We start from the raw sequence: 17,681 nt of genomic DNA, 5'->3' as shown, positions 1-17,681 counted from the left end.
ATTGAGAAGGAAGACACTATGCAGCTCAACATTACCGGACACCACATCGAAATCACCGATCCGTTGCGCGAGTTCGTGAACAACAAGTTCGCCAAACTCGAACAGTATTTTGATCGCATCAATCAGGTGTATGTTGTATTAAGTGTGGAAAAAGTGCAGCAAATTGCGGAAGCAACGGTGCACGTGAATGGAGGCGAGTTGCACGCCACCTCGGAAGACGAGAATATGTATGCAGCAATTGATACGCTGATCGACAAATTGGCACGTCAATTGAACAAACATAAAGACAAATTGAAGCAACACTGACACCCTAACCCATTCCGTGAGGTTGCCTCCGTCGCAGCCTCGCCCTTCGGCGCGTGACCCGCATGGGTGACGCGCCGAACGGTAATCAGGGTTAAAACCGACGAAAAACCGCCTTGCCGGGTGCGCCCGGCGGCGCGGTTTTAAGTGAAGATGAGATGAACAACGAATATATGCAATTAAGCTCGGTGTTAAACATCGAGTGCACCAAAAGCTCGGTACACTGCACCAGCAAGAAGCGGGCTTTGGAAATTATCAGCGAACTGGCCGCCAAACAGCTCAATCTGCCTTCACAGGTGGTGTTTGACGCGGTTCTCACCCGGGAGCGCATGGGCAGCACCGGTATCGGCAACGGTATCGCCATTCCCCACGGCAAACTGGAAGAGGACACACTGCGGGCCGTTGGCGTGTTTATCCGTCTCGACCAACCCATCGCTTTCGACGCTATCGACAACCAGCCGGTCGACCTGCTGTTCGCGCTGCTGGTGCCTGCCGATCAGTGCAAAACCCATTTGCATACCCTGTCGCTGGTCGCCAAACGCCTGGCCGACAAAACCGTATGCCGCCGCCTGCGCGCCGCGCAGAGCGACGAAGAGCTTTACCAAATCATCACCGAGTGAGGCCCGGCCGGCGTGACTTCCAGCCCGGATAACGCTACTGTTTCACGATGATGGATCCGGCTGCGGCCGGAATAACAAAGTTTCCACCGGTGGCGATGAACGCCACCGCGATGCCAGGGGAGTTGCCACATGGTGCTGATGATTGTCAGCGGCCGTTCCGGTTCCGGAAAATCCGTCGCCTTGCGGGCGCTGGAAGACATGGGTTTTTACTGCGTTGACAACCTGCCGGTGGTGCTGCTGCCGCAGCTCGCCAACACGCTGGCGGAACGCAATATCTCCGCGGCGGTCAGTATCGACGTGCGCAACATGCCGGAATCGCCGGAAGTGTTCGAATACGCGATGACTCAGCTGCCGGACAGCTTCTCGCCGCAGCTGCTGTTCCTCGACGCCGATCGCAACACGCTGATCCGCCGTTACAGCGACACCCGCCGCCTGCATCCGCTCTCCAGCAAGAACCTGTCACTGGAAAGCGCCATCGACGAAGAGAGCGATCTGCTCGAACCGCTGCGCTCGCGGGCTGACCTGATTATCGACACCTCGGAAATGTCGGTGCACGAACTGGCCGAAATGCTGCGCACCCGCCTGCTGGGCAAGCGCGAGCGCGAGCTGACCATGGTGTTCGAATCCTTCGGCTTCAAGCACGGCATTCCGATCGATGCCGACTACGTGTTCGACGTGCGCTTCCTGCCCAACCCGCACTGGGATCCGAAGCTGCGGCCGATGACCGGTCTGGACAAGCCGGTTGCGTCGTTCCTCGATCGCCATACCGAAGTGCACAACTTCATCTACCAGACCCGCAGCTACCTGGAGCAATGGCTGCCGATGCTGGAAACCAACAACCGCAGCTACCTGACGGTCGCCATCGGCTGTACCGGCGGTAAACACCGCTCGGTGTACGTGGCGGAACAGCTGGCCGATTACTTCCGCTCGCGCGGCAAGAACGTGCAGTCGCGCCACCGCACGCTGGAAAAGCGCAAACAATGACGGTCAAACAGACGGTTGAAATCAAAAACAAGCTGGGCATGCACGCGCGCCCGGCGATGAAACTGTTCGAGCTGGTGCAAAGCTTCGACGCCGAGGTGATGCTGCGCAACGAAAGCGGCACCGAAGCCGAAGCCAGCAGCGTCATCGCGCTGCTGATGCTGGACTCCGCCCAGGGCCGGCATATCGAAGTCGAAGCGACCGGCCCCGACGAAGTCAACGCGCTGGCGGCGGTGGTCGAGCTGTTCAACTCCGGGTTTGATGAAGATTAGCCGCTGAAGCCCTCTCACGAATGCGTCGGACCGGCGCGTTCGTTCCCTTTGCCTCTTATCCCTGACACAACCTCCCGCTTTTCACTTTGCGTACCCGCTTCCAAAATCAGCAGTAACAGCCTGTAAATGCGAGGCATGGATTTACCCGCACGGCGCTAACCGCAATAGTGTGCAACGACAGAAACGGGCTGCAGCCGGGTATTTCCCTCTCACTGCGAGCGGGGATGATAAGTTTACAATTTGTGAACACCTAAGGCAGCCGCTATAATGTTCACCAGGCAGGAATCGAGGGAACGATGCATATCATTTCCAGGGAACCGTTCAATAACGCAACGAAGCAATACCCTAATGAAGCCGCTGCTCTCGAGGCCATTTATAAAACGTTGCGACGCGGCGAGTTCCGCACGCCGGACGAGTTAAAAGCGCTTGTTCCTTCGCTCGATCGTATGAAATACAAAGAGAAATGGTGGGTCATTGACGTCGGCGGCAACCACCTGCGAATTTTGTTCTTTGCCAGCTTTGAGACACAGAAAGTATTCATAAAGCACATTGTTAGCCACGCCGAGTACGACAAGCTGATGCAGCACTATCGAAGGAGTTCATCATGATTACAGATGCCATTAAGGCCGCCGATGCGCTGCTGCGCGCCGTGCCCTTATTGCAGGGCAGCGGCTCTCAGCAAGACTACCGGGAAGCGCTCGAATTGGTGGAATATCTGCTGGAAAACGATGAACACCATCCGCTGATTGACATGCTGGCAAAAAAGATCGCCGAATATGAAGATAACAGCGCCGAGTTTACCGCATTCAACCAGCGTATCGCCCAACTCCCGCAGGGGGTGGCCGCGCTTCGCGTATTGATGGAACAGCACCAACTCAGCCAAAGTGATTTTGAACATGAGATCGGCAAAAAGTCGTTGGTCAACCAAATCCTAAGCGGCAAAAGATCGCTGACCATTCCGCACATTATGGCGCTGGCCAAACGCTTCAATCTGCCCCCGGCCCTCTTTCTGCCGGAAGCAGATTAGCCCCTCAACTCCGGCTCAGGCAGTCCAGCGCCACCGCTTTAAAGCTGTCGAAGCTGTCGCTGCCCAACAGGCGGCTCATTGAGCGTTCACGCACGAAGGTGACGAACAGCTCGTAGATCGCCATCGCCTCTTCATAGTCGCTCTTGCTGATCGCCAGCAGGAAAATCACGTGCGCGACCTCGCCTTCTCCCCAGGCGACCCCCTGCGGCGCCAGCAGCGTCACCACCACGGTCTTTTTGGCCAGCAGCCCCAGCGAGTGCGGCAGCGCGATGCCCTCGCCCAGCAGCGTGGAAACGATCGCTTCGCGTTCGACCAGCGACGGATAAAAGTCCGCGCCGACGTACCCTTCCCGCTCCAGCTGGCCGCACACCCGGCTGAACAGCTCCGCCTGCGTCAACGGCTCGTTGAGCACCATGAAATGCTCGGCGTCGAAGAACTTCTCCAGCATGTACGGTCGGGTGCGATCCACCAGCACCAGCTTGCCCAGTTGCTCCAGTTGGTAATCGGTCGGGAACGGTGACATCACCACCACCGGCTTGTTCTTTTCGCCGATGCGGGCGTTGGAAATCACGAAGTCTTCGTCGATATGTGCAAGCATCTCGTAATCGCGCAGTGAGACGATGCGCGTCATCACCAGCTGCGGATATTTGCGCGCAATCTGCGCCTGGATCATGCGCACCGTCGAGTTGCCGGTATCGCATACCAGCATCACCTGCGGGTGGCGTTCATAACCGATGTTGTAATGCCGCTCCAGCCCCACGCCGATGTGCAGCACCAGATAGCCGATTTCGTTCTCACTCAGGGTATAGGGGGTGTATTTACCCCAGCTGGAGACCGCCGCCAGGGTCACGTCGTAAGCCATCGGATAGTGCTGCTTGATGTTGGCCAGCAGCGGATTGGGGATATTGATCTGGTATTTCACCCGCGTAATCATGGTCTTGATATGGGTGAGCAGATCGGCCCGCAGCTGCTCGTCGCCCTGCAGGTTGTAGTTATAGTGTGCGTTGATGTAGGACAGGATGTAGTCCACCAGCGCTTCTTCATCGTCGGCGTTGATCTCGGTCGGCTGCACGTCCTGCACGCGCCGCGCGGCAATATTCACCCGCAGATAGGCCTCTTCGGCCATCGAGATCTCTTTGCCGGAGGCCGAACGCAGCTCCGCCGCCAGGCGGGTCGACACCTGACGCACCGCGTCGTCGCCGTCTTCCACCTCGAAGTCCGGCAGCGGATAGCCGTCATTGATGCGCCGCAGCGCCACCGCGCAGTAGAAGATCAGGTACTGCTCGCCCTCGTCGGTCAGGCGAATGGCATATTGCGACAGCAGCGGGTGCAGCAACCCGGCGAACGCCGCTACCTGCGGCTGCAGCAGGATCTCGTTGTTGAGCAGCGGGTTCTCGGCGTCGGCCAGCTGTAGCTGGAACAGCAGATCGGTGAGGCAGGCGCGGATCGCCATCTCGGCGCCGAACAGCTTCATGCCGTAGCGCGGCTTGGTTTCGATCGTCAATTGATAGTGCGCCAGACGCTCTCTCACCTCAGCCATGTCGTTTTGCAACGTACCGCGGCTGACGAACCACTCGTCGGCCAAATCTTCCAGTTTGAGGGAGAAGGCTGAGGTCAAAAAACGCACCAGCAGATAATGCACACGCTCCTGCGCGCTGCGCGGGGTGGCGTGCTTGCGGCGCTCCTGATGCTGCAGGGCGCTGAACAGCGCGGCGTTATCGACCTGCAGGCGATAGCCGGCCCCGCGGCTATGCACGAAACGCGCGCCGTATTTGTCCAGGATCTCGTTCAGCGCGGTGATGTCCGCCCGCACCGTGCGGGTGGACACGGCGAAACGCTTCGCCAGCTCATCCTGCGGCAAAGTCTCGGTTTGCAAAGCATCGAACAAGTAAGCCAAACGCGGGTAAGGAAATCGCACCATTCTGTGTCCGTCAATCAGGCAACCCGCCCGGTGAACCGGGCGGGCCACGGGTTACTTCGGCGGCGGCAGGAACGCCATTTGCGAGGGGTTGCCGATCGGCAGATAGCCGCCCACAAAGCTGAGTTTGCCGTCCGTCGGGTTTACGCTGAAACGGGTGACGTTATCGCTGCGCTGGTTCAACGCATACAGATAGCGGCCATCCGGGCTCAGCGCCAGCGAACGCGGGTAATCGCCACGCGTCCAGGTTTCCGCCACCGGCTTCAACTCACCGCCGGCGCCCACGCTGAACTGGGCAATGCTGTTATGCAGCCGGTTGGCGACGTACAGCGTGTCGCCGTTCTTGCTGAGCGCCAGCCCCGAAGCGAAGCTGGTGCCCTGATAGTCGGCGGGCAGTGCAGAAACCGCATGCAATTGTTTCAGAGTACCTTTTTGGCGATCAAAACGGTAGCTGGTCAACGTCGAGGCCTCTTCGTTCACCAGCAGCACGGTTTCGCCGTCGGGATGGAACACAAAGTGACGCGGCCCCGCGCCGGCGGAAGAGGCGGCGATCCACGGCGGATCGTTCGGCGTCAGCCGGCCGCTCGCGGCGTCAAAGCGCCATTGGTAGATGCGATCTAACCCCAGATCGGTGGAGAACACGAACTTGCCGCTCGGATCGCTGGCGATCATATGGGCATGCGGGCCGTTGTGATCGCTGATGGCGAAGCTGCCGTTCACCGCCGCCGCCGGTTTGGCCGCGCCCGCCGGGCCCTGCTGTTGCTGCACCGAGCTGACGGCGCCCAGGCTGCCGTCCGCTTCGATCGGGAAAGCCGCCACGCTGCCGCTGACGTAGTTGGCCACCAGCAGATGGCGCCCGTCCGGCGTCGATGAGAGATACACCGGCCCCGCTCCCTGCGAATCCACCTGGTTGAGCTGCGTCAGGCCGCCGTCGGCCGGATTGACCCGGTAAGCGGTGATGCCGCCGTGTTTGCCGCCGTTGAAATCGGCCACTTCGCTGGCGACATACAGCGTCTTGCCATCGGCGCCCAGCGTCAGCTGCGCCGGATTCGGCACTTTGCTGACCAGCGTAGTGTGGCTCAGCGCGCCGCTGGCCGGATCGACCTGCACCCGGTAAACACCTTCGCCGTTGGGATTGTAGGTGCCGATATAGGCGAAATGAGATGACGTGGAATTCATTGCATCCTCAGCATGCAGCGCCGGGCCGGTCACGGCCAGCAGCGCCAGGAACAACGCGGTGCGTCGGGTTGGAGCCTGCCAGTTTCGCATAGTAATCCTCAGTATATATCCGTCATCTTTCAAGCCGCAGCGTTGTTGGCTACGCAGTTACTCGGCCCATCCATGGGCCTCACCCCTTCGGGGCCGCTGCAAGCAGCGTTTAAATCTGCTCCCGGCAGATTTTTCACCCCAGTCACTTACTTAAGTAAGCTCCTGGGGCTCCTGCGCTTGCCGCCTGGCTGCAACTTGAAAGCTATAGGCTATAGGTAACGGCGCGGCATGCCACGCCACGGGAAAACCTTCGCCTCCCAGCGTTTACCTCATCCCACTGCGCGTTCAGCCCACCAGCTTTTTGGTTATCGCCAGCAGGGTTTTCACGTCCTGCGGACGCGTGTCGCCGCTGGCGGCGTCGATGATCGAGCTGTAGATATGCGGGATCACGCGCTTCACGCCGGCCGCCAGCGCGATCTCGACGATCGGCTCGTAGTTCTCCAGATCGATGCCGCCGGTCGGCTCCAGCATAAAGTCATGCTCGGCGCAGGCCTTGGCTACGTACTGGTATTCGTCCTTGCACTGCAGGCCGCCCATCGGGAAATACTTGATCGAGCTGCCGCCCATGTCCTTCAGCAAAGCGATGGCGGTTTCCACCGGCACGATGCCGTCAGGCGCTGCGGCGCTCAAGGGGCCGGTAGAAATCTTCACCCAGCCGACGCGGCCGGTCGGCGACACCAGGCCGTTGACCACGCTGTCGTTCTGGCCCAGCAGCGCGCGGCTGGCGCCGACGCCGGTAAACACCTGGTTAACGTGCTGCGGCTGCACCTGCTGAGCGATCAGGCTGACCATCGCCGATTGCTTCGGATCGCCGGCGCCCAGGCCGACCGACAGCGCATTTTCAATCAGGCGCGCATAGCGCAGCATGTCGGTTACCGCGCTATCGACGTCCGGGTAGTTCTTGGAGAGCACGCCCACCAGCACATGGCCTTCCGCCGCGGCGTAAATGTCCTGCGCGTTGGCTTTGGAGCCGGCCAGCACGTTCAGGCAGACGCGGTCGCGATAGTAGTTAGGCTGCAGCTTCATGCTTGTTTCTCCGTAAACAGATTTTTGATACAGCTAAAGACGGTCATCAGCTGTTGCTCGTCGACGCTGCGCACGTCGACCTCAATCTTGCCCTCGTTGGCCTTGTAGCCGCGGAAGTAGATGGCAATATCGCCGGTTTTCAGCGCCTGAACGATGTCATAGGTCGACCGCCCCAGCACCGCTTCGTCGAAAGTGATCTCGGCGCGGGCGATATCGCGGCCGGCGCTGTCCCAGACGGTTTTGGCGCTGACGCCGGTCAGGGTGTTGAGGCTATCGAGGAACGGCGTCATCCGCGCCACCATCTGTTGCCCGGTGGTTTTCTCAAGCGTCAGATAGCTTTCAATCGCCTGCGTCAGCCCGAGGATGCCCTCTTTGCCGACCTTCATCGCCCGGCCGATACCGCCGGACTGCAGCTTCACCCACTCGACGTACTGTTTCTTGCCGATAACCAGGCCGCTGGTCGGCCCTTCGATGGCTTTGGCGCCGCTGTAGATCACCAGATCGGCCCCCATCTGGTAGTAACACATCAGATCTTCTTCCGCCGCGGCGTCGACGATCAGCGGCAGGTTATGCTTGCGCGCCACTACCGCCGCCTGTTCGACGGACAAAATGCTTTTCTGCACGCAGTGGTGCGATTTGACGTACAGGATCGCCGCCGTCTGCGGCGTGATGCAGGCTTCAATCTGCTCCGGCGAACATTCGTTGGCGTAGCCCGCCTCCACCACCTTGCCGCCGCCCAGCGCCACCATGGTGTCCACCGGCGCGCCGAAGTTGACGTTGTGACCACGCGGCAACACGATCTCGCGCGGCACGGCGATCGGCGCCGAGTGCAGGTTCACCAGCAGATTGGCGTTATCTTTGACGATCGCTGCCGCCACCGACTGGGCGATGCCCGCCGAGGCGCAGGAAACGATCACCGCGTCCTCCACATTGAGCAGATCGGCGATGTAGGCGCCGGTCTTGTTGACCAGATCCTTGATTTCGAAATAGTGATTCAGGCCGTAGTCAACGGCGTCAATCACGTCCTGGCGCGGCGTGGAAACGCCGAGAATGGTCATGCGGCCGGAGGTGTTGATCACCTGCTTCAAACCGTATTTTTCATAAATCGAAGACATGGGCTGCCTCCCCTTGTTCGGTTAATAGGATTTCCCCGGCCACCACCGCGGCCAGCGGCACCAACAGCTGTTCGCCCTCGGCGGTTTGCCCTTCGGCGTCGGCGAACACCTGCGGTTCGCGGCGCAGTTCAAACAGTGTGAAATCGGCGTCATAGCCAGGCTCCAGCCGCCCTTTGCCGCTCAGCTGCAGCGCCGACGCGGCGTTCTCCGTCACGCAGGCGATCACCTGCGGCAGCGTCAGGCCGACGCTGAAGAATTTGGACATCACCGTCGCCAGGCTGTGCACCGGCCCGTTCATGCGGTTGCGGCAGTAAATATCGGAGCTGATGGTATGCGGCAAAATGCCCAGCGAGATCGCCTGGCGCGCCACCTCGAAGCTGAAGCTGGCGGTGCCGTGCCCCACGTCGAGCAACACGCCGCGCCGCAGCGCGCGCTGGATCGACTCGCGCAGCGTGCCCGCCGGCGTCAGAATGCGGTTCGGTTTGCCGTTGTAGCAGTGGGTGATGATGTCGCCACGGGTCAGCAGATCGGCGATCTCGTCCAGATTCGGCGGGTTGTTGCCGATATGCACCATCAGCGGCAGCTGGCGGTTTTCTCGCTGGATCTCTTTGGCCAACACCAGCGGGCGGGTGCCGTTCTTGCCCACCACGCTGCTGCTCATGCGCGCCTTGATGCCGATGATAAAGCCGGGATGGTTGGCGATGGCCTGGCCGGCCTCGTGCTTGTCGATGTCCGTCAACTCCGCCAGCTCGTTCTGCCGCAGCAGGCCGATGCGCGAGATGTTGAGGAAGGCGAAAACGTTGGTTTTGGCGCTGCGCGTCAGCTGATAAAAGGCGTCGATATCGTCGGCGCCGGTGCTGCCGGCATCGACCACGCTGGTAACGCCGCTGGCGACGCCGACCCGATCCGGCTCGTCATGGTAAATCGGCGAGTCGGGATAGCAGTGTACGTGCGCATCGATCCAACCGGCGCTCAGGCGGCAGTTGCCCGCCAGATCCAGTTGGCGAACGGCGCTGACGTCCGCCGCCAACCGCCCGACCGAGGCTATTTTGCCGTCTTTCACCGCCAGATCGATCAGCGTGTCGTCCGCCAGTCTGGCACCTCTGATTACTAAGTCATACATACCGCATTGCTCCTGTTAGCCCGGGCGCCGCCGCAGCATCGGGCGGCGCCTGGCGCAGGCCTCTTAAGAAATGGCTACCGGGAAGATCGCCCCCAGGATCATCGCGCCGAGGATCGCTCCGCCGGTGATCGGTTTACCCCAGATATAGAACAGCAGCGCGCCGAGCAGCGAACCGATGCCGATCGGGATCGAGGCGGTCATCGCCGACAGGATGATCAACGGCCCGAGGAAGCGGCCCGACGAGTTGCCCGCGCCCATCATCACGTCCGCCCCGTAGGTGGAGTTGCTCTGATTGATGGTGAATTTGCGCGCCAGGATGATCACGTAACCGATCGCCAGGCCGATGATCAGGCCGGTGGCCAGCGAAGCGGCGAAGTTGGCGACCGGGAACACGATGCCGGCCCCCAGCAGCAGCGCCGGTACGCCCAGCCCGACGCCGGTCTGGATCGCGCCACCGATGTCCAGGATACCCACCAGCGAGCCTTCGATGATACGCGCGAACAGGAAGCTGGCGCCGAACGCCGCCACCGCGCCATACACGCCGGTGTCCATCCCCGCCCGCAGCATGGAAACGAACGCCACTTCGTTAAAGGCACCGATGCCGTACAGGTAGTACATGTGCGTCCCGGCGAACACGCCGGAGGACAGCAGGCCAACAAAAATCGGGAATGACCAGTCGGCGTACCAGAAGCCTTTTTGGGTTTGCTCTTCCATCATCCCGCTCCTTATTTACCGCTCAGGGTGTTGTGAATGGCGTCCAGCCAGCCCGGCACGCCGAGGCTGAAGGACTCGAGAACTTTCATGTCGAAGCCGCGGAAGAAGCCGCTCAGCACGAACAGCAGTACGATCACCGCCATCATGATCTTGGTGATCTTGTTCCAGCCGCTCTCTTCCACGCCTTTGCCGATCAGAATGCCCAGCACCAGGCCCGGTACGGCGTTGCCCATGATCAGCTGCGCCAGGCCGCCGAAGATGGTGCCCCAGAAGCCGGAACGGCGCCCGGCGTCGATCGCCGCCAGCCAGAAGATCACCGGCATCACGGTGTTCACCAGCAGGTTGGCCGCCGGCACCAGCACCTTGATCGCGGTGACCTGCAGCGCGGCAGGCACGGCGGAAGCGGTGGTATTGAGGAACGCCACCACCAGCATGCCGATGATGCCGCAGGCAATGGCCATTTTTTTCGGATCGTGCAGCGTTTGCGCCAGATTTCGGTTCTTGACCATCAGGGCCGCCGCGCCCCAGTGCGGGATGATGCGGTGGTCGACGTCCTGCGTGAAGGAGCCCGCCGCCACGGAAGACGCCCAGGCGTTGAAGAAAAAGCCCAGACCGAATGAGAAGTGGGAAGCCGGATCGCCCTCGCAGGAATTCAGCTCGCCCAGGGTGCGAAACGCCCCCATGCCCTGTGTTGTCGGTGCGTGGAACATGCGCGCGGCGCCGGCCCCTACGCCGACCCCCACCAGCCCACCGATAATAATCGATTTAAATAAGATGATTAAAAACATCAGTATACCCTTTCATTTATGCTAACGTTTTTATTTCGTGACGAAGACAACCTTCTCGGTATTGATAATGGTTACGTTCACGGTTATTTCCAGAGAAACGGCATAGCTCTTTCTTTCACGCGGCAAAAAGAAGAAAAGAAATTTCTCTTTAGTTATTTTCTCTTCCGCTTTCACTACGCTGACGTCCTGCGGCTCGATACGCAGCAGAATATTGTTGGTGGACTTTAATACCGCGCCCTGCACATTAGCCAAGGCGGAAGCAAAAGCTTTCGCTTTGCTGTCGCCTTTACCCTCCACCTTTACCGATGTGGTATATTGCTCTTTCATTATGGATTGCCATGTTTTTTGACGTAAGCTTCCACCAGTTTCTGGCCCAGCTCTTCTTTATCCATAAAGCCGAAGCCCAGCACGTTGTAGCCTTCGTTAATTGCCGTCACGCCCTCTTCCACCGAACGCATGCCATATTTAGCCTTGTAGCCGTGTTTGGTTTGCGCGGTAATCGCGCCGGCGCCGCCGCTGCCGCAAAAAGAGATGCCCAGCTGCGCGTTTTCCGCTTTCATGACGTCGCCCAGCTTCATGTCCGCCGCGACGCCGGGGATGACCACCGCTTTTCCGCCTGCGCTTTCAACGCCTTGGCCAACTTTTTGCCCTTTGCCCAGACGATCGCCGATCACTACGGTAATTTGACCCATGGTATATTCTCCTGATTGAAATCGATGCGTTAACCGCTATGCGTTATTATCTTTCGCCACTTCGAAGTGCACTGACAGCAAATAGGCTTCTTCGATAGGCAATGTGCCAAACTGATTCACCACGCGCTCCGCCATTTGCATGGATTCGGCAGAGATTTCGTCGAACAACGATTTATCCACCTCCGGCAACGGCTCACCGGTTATTGAACGCAGCACCATGGCGCGAATATGCGATTCCAGCATCTGTTGCTGCACCGCATTGGTATAAATATTTTCAGCATTCAGCATCGCGGTAATATCCGCCAACACCCGAGCAGCGATCGCTCCGGCTTCGCTGACATCGGATTGTTCAATTTCTTTTATCGAAGCAGATCCATCATTCACTTTTCAGTACCCCTAGATCCTACATTAATCAGTAAGCCGTAAAGCGCATCACCTGAATAACCCGCTTTCTATGATGTCTTTACCCTACCCCCGGTAGGATTTTCTGTGTAGACCGGTTTTTTCCAGTTCGAAGTGGAAATCGAATGACGCGCGGGGATCCATTTCGCAAAACGGCGCGGCGGTGAAAAAGTCAATGAGATAACAAATAGATAACCGGGCTAACCGTTTCTTTTGCCACGATTGACGATAAAAGCCTTCGTGATCGGGATCTCTTTCTTTTCTCGCCCCAACCGCCTACTATCAATAGGACAAATCGACATTACCCACACCCCCGCTCCTCTGGCGCGGGGGTGTTGCTTTGTGTTGTTTTTCCGAATTTATGGGTGCACAGACTGGCACCCTTTGATTTGACTGGAGAGTGGAATGACCAAACCCATCATTACTATTAATGAGCTGGATGCGGAACGCCTGGATGCGCTATTGGAACAACCGGCCTTTGCCAACACCGACGTCGCCGCCGCGCTGAACGACGAGTTGGATCGCGCGGAAATCCTGCCGCCGGAGAAAATGCCGGCCAACGTGGTGACCATGAACAGCCGCGTGCGTTTTCGCGATCTGCACACCGATGAAGAGCACGTGCGCACGCTGGTTTACCCGGCATCGCTGAAAGACAGCCACGATCAGCTGTCGGTAATGGCGCCGCTGGGCGCAGCGCTGCTCGGCATGCACGTCGGCAAGCAGATCTCCTGGCAATTGCCGAACGGTGAAGAAGCGCGGATTGAAGTGCTGGAATTGCTGTACCAGCCGGAAGCGGCGGGCGAATACCACCGTTAAGCGGTTCTCAGGGCGGCATCCGGCCGCCCTTTCTGTTTCAGAGGCAGATAGCGATCAGCACGGCGATCAGCAGCAGCACGTAGATTTTGGCATGCAGCGCATCGCTCACCTTAGGCAAACAGCGCCTGGCAAACACGATCCCCGCAATTCCCGCGACCACCAGCAACCCCAGAATGTTCAGATTGACGTAGCCCAGATACTGCGGCCCGCTCATCTCGTGCCACCCCAACACGATATACATCAGCGCCCCGATCACCGCCACCGGGATCGACAGCGGGTTGGCGGCACTGACGCAATACTTCATGTCGTAACCATGGCGACGCAGCAGCGGCACGGTCATCACGCTGCCGCCCACCCCCAGCAGGGTGGCGATGCCGCCGATCAGCGGCCCACCGCCCCACAGCGTAACGGGGGACAGTTCGGCGCGCGCCGGTTTGATCAAAAAACCCCGGCGGAACAGGCAGTCGGCGATGGTCACTGCCATATAGACCACAAACAGCCCGCGGATCACGCCGTCCGCCAGCAGTGAAGAGGCGAACGCGCCCAGCGCCGCGCCGATGCCGATGAAAAAGATCAGCGGCACGATGGTTTCACGCAGCAGGTTGCCGCTGCGCCAGTTGGTCAGCGTGGCGTAACTCGCGTTGAGGATCATCACCGCCGTCGAGGTCGCCACCGCGATATGCATCGCCTGGCCGGGCTGCTCGCCCGAGGCGGAGATCAGGTGATAGACGAAAGGCACCACCACAAAGCCGCCGCCGAAGCCGAACAGAATGGTGGTGATGCCGGTCAGAAAACCGGCACCCAGTACAATCAAGGTTTCAATCATGGCCGTGCGCCCGCACGAAGTCGTCGAACCCGGCGCAGAACTGCCCCGCCAGCGGGTGGAAACGATCGCCGACGAACAGCCCCAGATATTGCTCGCGCACGGCGTCATGGTCCACCAGCTCAATGCCCGCCTGCTCTGCCTGCGCCAGCGTCTGCGCGTCCGGGAAGCCCCAGTAGCGCGAATCGCCCTGCTTTTCCGCCGCTATCGCTTCGCTATGCTCCGCCCGCATCAGCTGGCGCGCCAGGAAAGTGCCGCTCTGCACGCCCAACAGCATCATGTTTTCCAGGAACGACAGATCGTGACGCAGCTCGGCGGGCAGGCGGGCGATCACCGGGCCGGCGTCCCAGTGCTCATCCATTTCATGCAGCGTTACCGCACAGTCCCTGTCACCGTTCATCATCGCGCGGAACAGCGTCATCACCCCGCGATAGCGCGGCAAATCCCCCGGATGCAGGTTCCAGAGCAGCTTGCCGCGTCGGCTGAAGGCGCGCACATAGTCGGCGGAGAATTTCTGATAACAGCGCAGGGAGATCACCCCATCCATATGCCCCAGGCTGCTGATAAACGCGGTGTCGTTGATGTCGAGAACGCGATGCGCTTTGACCCCGGCGGCGGCCAGGAACAGCGCCGGCGGCTGATAGGCGCCCTCGCAGGCGGCGGCGTTGCGGCCCACGAACGGGAACACGAAATCGTTCAGCACTTCGCGCTCATACAGCCCCAGGCGGCGAACCGCCGGCTCCTGCGTGCGCCCGGCGCTTTTCGCCAGGGGGAAATACACCGTAAAGGCACACTCGCCTTTCAGGGCGGCGATCAGATCCTGACACACCAGCCAGGAGAAAATGTCGTTGCCGACAAAGAGCGCTACGTTTTTCATACTTCAGCCTTCTTTGCGTTGAAAATAGGGTTGTTAAACACGATCTTGCTGATATCCCGCGTGATGGACTCCATCGCCGAGGTGTAAAACAGATCGCCCTTGGCGGGCGCGCCGAGCGAGTAGAGATGCTGCTCGCGGCCGCGCCGGTCGGCGATTTTCAGCGTGTGCGGGTTGCACTTCACGCCGCCGAACAGGTTCTCTTGCACCAGCCCGTCTTGCAGCAGCTGATGGCTCAGGCGGTTGGGCGGCAGTTGATAGGAAGGCGTGGTGCAGTTGAACAGATACTGCGCGTGCACCCGCGTCTCATGGCAACGGAGGGTAAACCCGTCCGCTCCCTTGCTGATATCCGCCAGGCCGCCGCAGGCGCGCAGGCGTTGGCTCTCCAGCGCCGCCACGATCTTGTTGGCGTTCTTGATCGGCATGGCGTGCCGATTGCGCATCCAGGAGGAGTTGTAAAAACGCATGAAGACCTGCCGGTTGTTGGCATCCATCTTGACCCAGGCGGCGCACACCGCCGGGTGGATCGCCGCCAGATAGCTGCAAATATGCTCCCGGGCAAAACGCGCGCGATCGAGGCTGTCCGCCAGATCGCGGTAACAATCGCGCCTTTCCCCCAGCGCCGAGAGCACCGTCAACCGCTCCGGCCCCGGATAGTGGCGCGCCAGCGCGGCATTGATCGCATGCACCAGCTGATGCGCGTCAATGAAATCGCTGCCGGCGACAAAGCGCCGCACCCCCTCCACAAACGCCTCCGGCGGCGGACGCATCAGCGCCGGCTGCACGCTGGGGAACAGGCCCGAGCGCGATAAAGCGCAGATGTCGGTCGCCCCCAGGCGCTCCATCAGCTCTACGATGGCGTCAATCGCCGTCAGGCTGCAGCCGATCACGCCGATGGTCGAATAAGGGTTGATCGGCGGCAGATCCTGGTGGGCCTGATAAGCGATCACCCCGTCCACCGGATAGAGACATTCCGGCGGGTTGTGCCCTGAGCACAGCACCAGCGCGTTCATCTGCTCGGCGCCGCCGCAGGCGGTGGTCAGCCGATAGCCGGCTTCGTGCGGCGCGATGGCATTCACTTCGGCGGTCACGAAATTCAGCGTCACATTACTGTCCGCCGCCATATAAATCGTCATGTCGCGAATAAAATCGAGATATTCCCGATACAGCCAGCGCGGCGGATAACGATCCTGGCAAAACTGCGGGAAATGCATGGCAATCCAATCAACAAAGTGCGCATCGTCGAAAATATCCGCCGACATGTTTTCCGGCGTCATATTTAATATATGGCTGTCAAAATCGCTGCTGTATGCCATACCGCCTTTGAAGCCCTGCTTGTCGAAAACCTTCAGGGAAAGCGGTCTTTTGCAATGATTAACCGACTTATTTTTTATAAAGTTATACGCAAAAGAGATCCCGGCGGCTCCGCCGCCAATCACACCGAACTTATACATGAAATATCACCTTATAGTCATTGAACTGCACTAAGAACTATTGCTTCAGGTGTTGGAATAAAATGACGCTTTATTCCTTATTAACTTCTTGTATTGCGAGAACGAGAACGTTCGTCCCACCCCGGTGTGAAAACTTGCATGGGTTGCCTGGCCGATAAAATAGCGGCGCCCCGAACAAGCGTTATTTTTCTGCCCCGATAGTAGGGCGACGGCCGTTGGCTTGCTTTATATGAAGGGCCAACTATCATTGCGTTTCGGCCAATCTGCCCGCCAAAGAGGACACATGCGCAATGTCCGCATTGATGACATCGACCACGTAACGCGCGCGGTGATCGCCATCGGCACCGACTACCCACCGGGGCATCTGTTGCCGATGCACAGCCACCGGCGCGCGCAGTTGCTGTACGGCGCCACCGGCGTCATGCACGTTTTCACCCAGCAAGGCAATTGGGTCGTCCCGCCGCAGCACGCGGTGTGGCTGCCGCCGCAGATGCCGCACGCGGTGAGAATGGTCGGCGTCACCACCCGCAGCCTGTATCTCGAACCCGGCGCGTTGCCCGCCGAACGGCCGCAGGTCTGTCAGGTGGTCAGCGTTACCCCGCTGATGCGCCAGCTGTTGATGGCGGCGGTGGATATGCCGCTGGAGTATGAGCGAGACGGACGCGACGGAGCGCTGGCGGCGCTGCTGCAGCATGAACTGGCCCGGCTGCAACCCTTGCCGTTGCACATCCCGCTGCCCGCCGATCCTCGGCTGGGCGAGCTGTGCCACGCCTTTTTGCAACACCCCGACGCTCACGACTCCGCGCAGCGGTGGGCCCCTCGTCTGTACATGAGCATTCGTACCTTCAGCCGCTTCTTTCGCGCGCAGACCGGCCTGCCGTTTTCGCAATGGCGCCAACGCGCCTGCGTGGTGCTGGCGCTGGCGCTGCTGGCCGAAGGGCGCAGCGTAACGCAGGTGGCGATGGAAATGGGATATGACAGCAGCGCGGCGTTTTCAACCATGTTTCGCCGCGTGCTGGGGCAGGCGCCCTCCTCCTATCTGACGGAAGACGGGCGCGACGGTTGACGGGTTAGCGGAATTTCTTGTGGTTGGCGTCGCGGGTCTGTTTGAACCCCTGCGCCAGCTGCTTCGCTTCGGCGACTTTGCCCTGGTTGGCCAGCGCCAGCGCCTGATCGATCTGGCCGATCAGGGTATCCAGCCCGTGGCGGAAATCTTTCATTTCCGGACTGTCGGCGGCTTTGTCCTCCAGCTTCGGCGGAGTGCCCTGTTTGGCGTCCTGCGCGGCGGCGCGCATGTTTTGCAGGCTCTGTTTAAGGGTAGCGGCGGAATCGGTATTCAGCACCGTTTTATAGTTTTCCGCCAGGGTGTCCATATCGTCGCCCAGATCGGCGGCGGCCGCCAGCGAACTGGCCGCCAGCAGCGTCAACGCCGCCAACGCTTTCAGGGTATTCTGCATGTTTGCT

The 17,681-nt window shown here is 59.9% G+C and carries 22 protein-coding genes; 8 read left to right on the top strand and 14 right to left on the bottom strand.

Features of this window, described 5'->3' with window-relative positions; all coding sequences use genetic code 11:
• Window positions 1-18: 18 nt before the first annotated feature.
• From hpf to WCL58_RS11685, 6 genes are all read left to right on the top strand, one after another.
• Entirely contained in the window at window positions 19-306 is a 288-nt protein-coding gene (gene hpf, locus WCL58_RS11710; protein WP_004937038.1) for a ribosome hibernation promoting factor, read from the top strand.
• A gap of 155 nt (window positions 307-461) precedes the next feature.
• Window positions 462-923: a PTS IIA-like nitrogen regulatory protein PtsN gene (gene ptsN, locus WCL58_RS11705; protein WP_016930212.1), complete on the top strand. Its 462-nt coding sequence runs from the start codon at window positions 462-464 to the stop codon at window positions 921-923.
• 129 nt (window positions 924-1,052) lie between these two features.
• Window positions 1,053-1,907 (top strand): RNase adapter RapZ, encoded by an 855-nt coding sequence (rapZ, locus tag WCL58_RS11700; protein ID WP_015379177.1) that lies wholly within the window; start codon window positions 1,053-1,055, stop codon window positions 1,905-1,907.
• On the top strand, window positions 1,904-2,176 hold the full coding sequence (gene npr, locus WCL58_RS11695; RefSeq protein WP_004937034.1) for a PTS phosphocarrier protein NPr: 273 nt from the start codon (window positions 1,904-1,906) through the stop codon (window positions 2,174-2,176). The genes rapZ and npr overlap by 4 nt, the downstream gene beginning before the upstream one ends.
• 296 nt (window positions 2,177-2,472) lie before the next feature.
• Window positions 2,473-2,784 carry a type II toxin-antitoxin system HigB family toxin gene (locus WCL58_RS11690; protein ID WP_336851182.1) on the top strand — a complete coding sequence of 104 codons (312 nt, stop codon included), beginning with the start codon at window positions 2,473-2,475 and terminating at the stop codon, window positions 2,782-2,784.
• Window positions 2,781-3,203, top strand: coding sequence for a helix-turn-helix domain-containing protein (locus WCL58_RS11685; RefSeq protein ID WP_060424657.1), 423 nt, complete (start codon window positions 2,781-2,783; stop codon window positions 3,201-3,203). The genes WCL58_RS11690 and WCL58_RS11685 overlap by 4 nt, the downstream gene beginning before the upstream one ends.
• A gap of 4 nt (window positions 3,204-3,207) precedes the next feature.
• Here WCL58_RS11685 and WCL58_RS11680 read toward each other — a convergent pair whose 3' ends face one another.
• The 10 genes from WCL58_RS11680 to WCL58_RS11635 form a co-directional block, all read right to left on the bottom strand.
• Window positions 3,208-5,124 (bottom strand): BglG family transcription antiterminator, encoded by a 1,917-nt coding sequence (locus WCL58_RS11680; RefSeq protein ID WP_060424654.1) that lies wholly within the window; start codon window positions 5,122-5,124, stop codon window positions 3,208-3,210.
• 51 nt (window positions 5,125-5,175) lie between these two features.
• Window positions 5,176-6,390: a lactonase family protein gene (locus WCL58_RS11675; protein ID WP_336851181.1), complete on the bottom strand. Its 1,215-nt coding sequence runs from the start codon at window positions 6,388-6,390 to the stop codon at window positions 5,176-5,178.
• A gap of 285 nt (window positions 6,391-6,675) precedes the next feature.
• On the bottom strand, window positions 6,676-7,416 hold the full coding sequence (gene dagF, locus WCL58_RS11670; RefSeq protein ID WP_336851180.1) for a 2-dehydro-3-deoxy-phosphogluconate aldolase: 741 nt from the start codon (window positions 7,414-7,416) through the stop codon (window positions 6,676-6,678).
• Complete coding sequence (locus WCL58_RS11665; protein ID WP_049273708.1) at window positions 7,413-8,531, bottom strand: DgaE family pyridoxal phosphate-dependent ammonia lyase; 1,119 nt, start codon at window positions 8,529-8,531, stop codon at window positions 7,413-7,415. The genes dagF and WCL58_RS11665 overlap by 4 nt, the downstream gene beginning before the upstream one ends.
• On the bottom strand, window positions 8,515-9,654 hold the full coding sequence (locus WCL58_RS11660) for an amidohydrolase/deacetylase family metallohydrolase (RefSeq protein ID WP_060440973.1): 1,140 nt from the start codon (window positions 9,652-9,654) through the stop codon (window positions 8,515-8,517). Before WCL58_RS11660 ends, WCL58_RS11665 begins: the two co-directional genes overlap by 17 nt.
• 63 nt (window positions 9,655-9,717) lie before the next feature.
• Window positions 9,718-10,368, bottom strand: coding sequence for a DUF4310 family protein (locus WCL58_RS11655; RefSeq protein WP_004937013.1), 651 nt, complete (start codon window positions 10,366-10,368; stop codon window positions 9,718-9,720).
• Window positions 10,369-10,379: 11 nt separating this feature from the next.
• Window positions 10,380-11,156: a DUF4311 domain-containing protein gene (locus WCL58_RS11650; protein WP_004937006.1), complete on the bottom strand. Its 777-nt coding sequence runs from the start codon at window positions 11,154-11,156 to the stop codon at window positions 10,380-10,382.
• A gap of 30 nt (window positions 11,157-11,186) precedes the next feature.
• Complete coding sequence (locus WCL58_RS11645) at window positions 11,187-11,483, bottom strand: DUF4312 family protein (protein ID WP_004937003.1); 297 nt, start codon at window positions 11,481-11,483, stop codon at window positions 11,187-11,189.
• Window positions 11,483-11,848, bottom strand: coding sequence for a glycine-rich SFCGS family protein (locus tag WCL58_RS11640; RefSeq protein ID WP_019453148.1), 366 nt, complete (start codon window positions 11,846-11,848; stop codon window positions 11,483-11,485). The genes WCL58_RS11645 and WCL58_RS11640 overlap by 1 nt, the downstream gene beginning before the upstream one ends.
• A 36-nt stretch (window positions 11,849-11,884) precedes the next feature.
• Window positions 11,885-12,211: a glycine dehydrogenase gene (locus WCL58_RS11635; RefSeq protein WP_369803947.1), complete on the bottom strand. Its 327-nt coding sequence runs from the start codon at window positions 12,209-12,211 to the stop codon at window positions 11,885-11,887.
• A 444-nt stretch (window positions 12,212-12,655) separates the two neighbouring features.
• Here WCL58_RS11635 and rnk point away from each other — a divergent pair, with 444 nt between their 5' ends.
• Window positions 12,656-13,066: a nucleoside diphosphate kinase regulator gene (gene rnk, locus WCL58_RS11630; RefSeq protein ID WP_004936993.1), complete on the top strand. Its 411-nt coding sequence runs from the start codon at window positions 12,656-12,658 to the stop codon at window positions 13,064-13,066.
• A gap of 37 nt (window positions 13,067-13,103) precedes the next feature.
• Here rnk and WCL58_RS11625 read toward each other — a convergent pair whose 3' ends face one another.
• The 3 genes from WCL58_RS11625 to WCL58_RS11615 are packed head-to-tail and all read right to left on the bottom strand — an operon-like array spanning window position 13,104 to window position 16,217.
• Window positions 13,104-13,892: a sulfite exporter TauE/SafE family protein gene (locus tag WCL58_RS11625; RefSeq protein ID WP_060424644.1), complete on the bottom strand. Its 789-nt coding sequence runs from the start codon at window positions 13,890-13,892 to the stop codon at window positions 13,104-13,106.
• Window positions 13,885-14,766 (bottom strand): formyltransferase family protein, encoded by an 882-nt coding sequence (locus WCL58_RS11620; RefSeq protein WP_047729780.1) that lies wholly within the window; start codon window positions 14,764-14,766, stop codon window positions 13,885-13,887. Before WCL58_RS11620 ends, WCL58_RS11625 begins: the two co-directional genes overlap by 8 nt.
• The gene (locus tag WCL58_RS11615; protein ID WP_049273715.1) at window positions 14,763-16,217 is read right to left on the bottom strand and encodes an FAD/NAD(P)-binding protein; all 1,455 of its coding nucleotides are present in this window, start codon (window positions 16,215-16,217) and stop codon (window positions 14,763-14,765) included. The genes WCL58_RS11620 and WCL58_RS11615 overlap by 4 nt, the downstream gene beginning before the upstream one ends.
• A 283-nt stretch (window positions 16,218-16,500) precedes the next feature.
• Here WCL58_RS11615 and WCL58_RS11610 point away from each other — a divergent pair, with 283 nt between their 5' ends.
• On the top strand, window positions 16,501-17,283 hold the full coding sequence (locus tag WCL58_RS11610) for an AraC family transcriptional regulator (RefSeq protein ID WP_336851178.1): 783 nt from the start codon (window positions 16,501-16,503) through the stop codon (window positions 17,281-17,283).
• 4 nt (window positions 17,284-17,287) lie between these two features.
• Here the strand turns inward: WCL58_RS11610 and cybC are convergent, their stop codons facing one another.
• Window positions 17,288-17,674 carry a cytochrome b562 gene (gene cybC / locus WCL58_RS11605; RefSeq protein ID WP_060440969.1) on the bottom strand — a complete coding sequence of 129 codons (387 nt, stop codon included), beginning with the start codon at window positions 17,672-17,674 and terminating at the stop codon, window positions 17,288-17,290.
• Window positions 17,675-17,681 lie beyond the last annotated feature (7 nt).

The sequence above is a fragment of the Serratia sp. TMDUHS_CL genome (assembly GCF_037137105.1).
GTDB classification, from domain to species: Bacteria; Pseudomonadota; Gammaproteobacteria; order Enterobacterales; family Enterobacteriaceae; genus Serratia; species Serratia nevei.
The sequence above is the reverse complement of the archived record's forward strand: the minus strand, read 5'-3'. Positions and strand labels throughout refer to the sequence as shown.

What these genes read in the sequence shown, in the direction of transcription:
- hpf (WP_004937038.1), top strand. Translation starts at nt 19, where the DNA reads ATGCAGCTCAACATTACCGGACACCACATCGAAATCACCGATCCGTTG.
- ptsN (WP_016930212.1), top strand. Translation starts at nt 462, where the DNA reads ATGAACAACGAATATATGCAATTAAGCTCGGTGTTAAACATCGAGTGC.
- rapZ (WP_015379177.1), top strand. Translation starts at nt 1,053, where the DNA reads ATGGTGCTGATGATTGTCAGCGGCCGTTCCGGTTCCGGAAAATCCGTC.
- npr (WP_004937034.1), top strand. Translation starts at nt 1,904, where the DNA reads ATGACGGTCAAACAGACGGTTGAAATCAAAAACAAGCTGGGCATGCAC.
- WCL58_RS11690 (WP_336851182.1), top strand. Translation starts at nt 2,473, where the DNA reads ATGCATATCATTTCCAGGGAACCGTTCAATAACGCAACGAAGCAATAC.
- WCL58_RS11685 (WP_060424657.1), top strand. Translation starts at nt 2,781, where the DNA reads ATGATTACAGATGCCATTAAGGCCGCCGATGCGCTGCTGCGCGCCGTG.
- WCL58_RS11680 (WP_060424654.1), bottom strand. Translation starts at nt 5,124, where the DNA reads ATGGTGCGATTTCCTTACCCGCGTTTGGCTTACTTGTTCGATGCTTTG.
- WCL58_RS11675 (WP_336851181.1), bottom strand. Translation starts at nt 6,390, where the DNA reads ATGCGAAACTGGCAGGCTCCAACCCGACGCACCGCGTTGTTCCTGGCG.
- dagF (WP_336851180.1), bottom strand. Translation starts at nt 7,416, where the DNA reads ATGAAGCTGCAGCCTAACTACTATCGCGACCGCGTCTGCCTGAACGTG.
- WCL58_RS11665 (WP_049273708.1), bottom strand. Translation starts at nt 8,531, where the DNA reads ATGTCTTCGATTTATGAAAAATACGGTTTGAAGCAGGTGATCAACACC.
- WCL58_RS11660 (WP_060440973.1), bottom strand. Translation starts at nt 9,654, where the DNA reads ATGTATGACTTAGTAATCAGAGGTGCCAGACTGGCGGACGACACGCTG.
- WCL58_RS11655 (WP_004937013.1), bottom strand. Translation starts at nt 10,368, where the DNA reads ATGGAAGAGCAAACCCAAAAAGGCTTCTGGTACGCCGACTGGTCATTC.
- WCL58_RS11650 (WP_004937006.1), bottom strand. Translation starts at nt 11,156, where the DNA reads ATGTTTTTAATCATCTTATTTAAATCGATTATTATCGGTGGGCTGGTG.
- WCL58_RS11645 (WP_004937003.1), bottom strand. Translation starts at nt 11,483, where the DNA reads ATGAAAGAGCAATATACCACATCGGTAAAGGTGGAGGGTAAAGGCGAC.
- WCL58_RS11640 (WP_019453148.1), bottom strand. Translation starts at nt 11,848, where the DNA reads ATGGGTCAAATTACCGTAGTGATCGGCGATCGTCTGGGCAAAGGGCAA.
- rnk (WP_004936993.1), top strand. Translation starts at nt 12,656, where the DNA reads ATGACCAAACCCATCATTACTATTAATGAGCTGGATGCGGAACGCCTG.
- WCL58_RS11625 (WP_060424644.1), bottom strand. Translation starts at nt 13,892, where the DNA reads ATGATTGAAACCTTGATTGTACTGGGTGCCGGTTTTCTGACCGGCATC.
- WCL58_RS11620 (WP_047729780.1), bottom strand. Translation starts at nt 14,766, where the DNA reads ATGAAAAACGTAGCGCTCTTTGTCGGCAACGACATTTTCTCCTGGCTG.
- WCL58_RS11615 (WP_049273715.1), bottom strand. Translation starts at nt 16,217, where the DNA reads ATGTATAAGTTCGGTGTGATTGGCGGCGGAGCCGCCGGGATCTCTTTT.
- WCL58_RS11610 (WP_336851178.1), top strand. Translation starts at nt 16,501, where the DNA reads ATGCGCAATGTCCGCATTGATGACATCGACCACGTAACGCGCGCGGTG.
- cybC (WP_060440969.1), bottom strand. Translation starts at nt 17,674, where the DNA reads ATGCAGAATACCCTGAAAGCGTTGGCGGCGTTGACGCTGCTGGCGGCC.